Consider the following 1,666-nt stretch of genomic DNA (forward strand, 5'->3'; position numbering starts at 1 on the left):
CACAGCTGCCATAATCTACTACGCGACCAGTTGCATCATCGACTACTAGAGCGCCATTAGAAATATATTCAGGATAAATCTTGACGCCTGCTACCACTGGCAGCAAGGTAACGTCTTTCTCTACTACCGTCATGCTATGGCGCTCAGCATTGGTTAAACTAGCATTAGTTAAGCCAGCCGTATCTAAATGTTCGCGCTTGGCTCTTGTAGCCAGATTTTCTTCCGTTAAATAATGCAGCAATTGTGCTTGATAAATATGTATGGTCATAAAAAATCTCACAATAATAGATAAGTATTTTGGTTAAGAATTCATCAATATTATGTATCTACCCTAATACAAGCACAAAATTGCTGAGCGCAGCCTATATCGTATGATGGCTAACAAAGCTAAGAACAATGTCTTGAGGGTAGGTAGACAGATAAATAGAGAATTAAAAAACTGTCATTTAGGGTTAATGTTGGTTATAAATCATTATAAAGCCGCATAACTTGCGCCGCGATAGAGATAGCGACTGCCATTGGCTCTTTTCCGCCAGTATTAAGTCCTATAGGCATGGTCAATTTATCGACTATTTGCTCGCTATAGTCACGCTGTATCAGGCGATCTCTAAAACGCTTGGCTTTGGTCGCCGAGCTGATACAGCCAAGATAAGGTAATGAGCTGCTATCTATGCCGGTTTTCACATAAGCATCCAGCGTGGCACGCACCAAATCAAAATCAATACTGTGATCATGAGTCATGACAAGGATAAAATACTGAGTGCCTTTTTTTGTTGAGGCATTTTCTAAGACACTTTTAATACTCTTGGCAACAAACGGTTGGATAAAATCAACCGGATCTTCATCAATATGCGGACGAATATGAGTAGGCAATTGATAAGTCACTTGTCCATCTACATTGCCCACACTATGGGTCAAATAACGTTCAAACATCTCAGGACGGCTATCCACCCAGTCAACTTGACAAGGTAGCTCTGCCAAAATACTCATCAAAGCTGCCGCAACGTGTCCTGCACCAAATACTAGCAATGACATGGGCGGCGTCACATTAAAGCACTCAAACATGACCGTGACACTACCGCCGCAACATTGGGCTAATGTAGCACCCAATGGATAATGCTTGGTGTAGACTGCATCGCGGCGTACGGCTTGTGCCTTTTGAGATTTGCCTTCTTTTAATGGTTTAGCACTTCTCGCGTCAGTTGCATTAATTTCACCATTCAGCAATTGCCTAGCGGTTATCGTCACATCATGTTCGAGGCTACCGCCGCCTAAGGTGTCACAGCATGCATCAAGCGTCACAATCATTTTAGACTGGAGCTCGCGAGGTGCTGAGCCATTGACTGCAACGACCGTAGCTAAAACATGGGCTATACCTTGCTGCTGATATTGCGCCAGCCCGTCATACCATTTTGTTAGTGGCATCGGTGTGATTAGTGACTTATTCACTATGCGCCGGTCCGCGAGCCGTTGATACATTAGGGTTTTCTATCGCTTCAGACTGATTATCCGTTAGCTTGCCTTCGACTTCTGGTGGATTAATATCTTTACCATGTGCGACTTGCTGCGGCTTGACTTTATCATCATCAATACCACAATTATTATCGGTTGCTGTTAGGCTAGCAATCGTATCTGTATCCACTTTAGCAGCGATATCCCACGCTTG

At 43.5% G+C, this 1,666-nt stretch carries 2 protein-coding genes and 1 pseudogene; all 3 read right to left on the bottom strand.

Going from position 1 to position 1,666, the window contains the following annotated elements:
- Positions 1-268: pseudogene (locus tag VLN09_RS06415) on the bottom strand (guanine deaminase); the annotation flags it as partial.
- A 194-nt stretch (positions 269-462) separates the two neighbouring features.
- Entirely contained in the window at positions 463-1,449 is a 987-nt protein-coding gene (gene xdhC / locus VLN09_RS06420) for a xanthine dehydrogenase accessory protein XdhC (protein WP_325244789.1), read from the bottom strand.
- Positions 1,442-1,666 (bottom strand): hypothetical protein (locus VLN09_RS06425; protein ID WP_325244791.1); only part of this gene is annotated, 225 nt, incomplete at its 5' end. The genes VLN09_RS06425 and xdhC, both read right to left, overlap by 8 nt.

Origin of the sequence: Psychrobacter sp. (assembly GCF_035469765.1) — a bacterium.
GTDB lineage: Bacteria > Pseudomonadota > Gammaproteobacteria > Pseudomonadales > Moraxellaceae > Psychrobacter.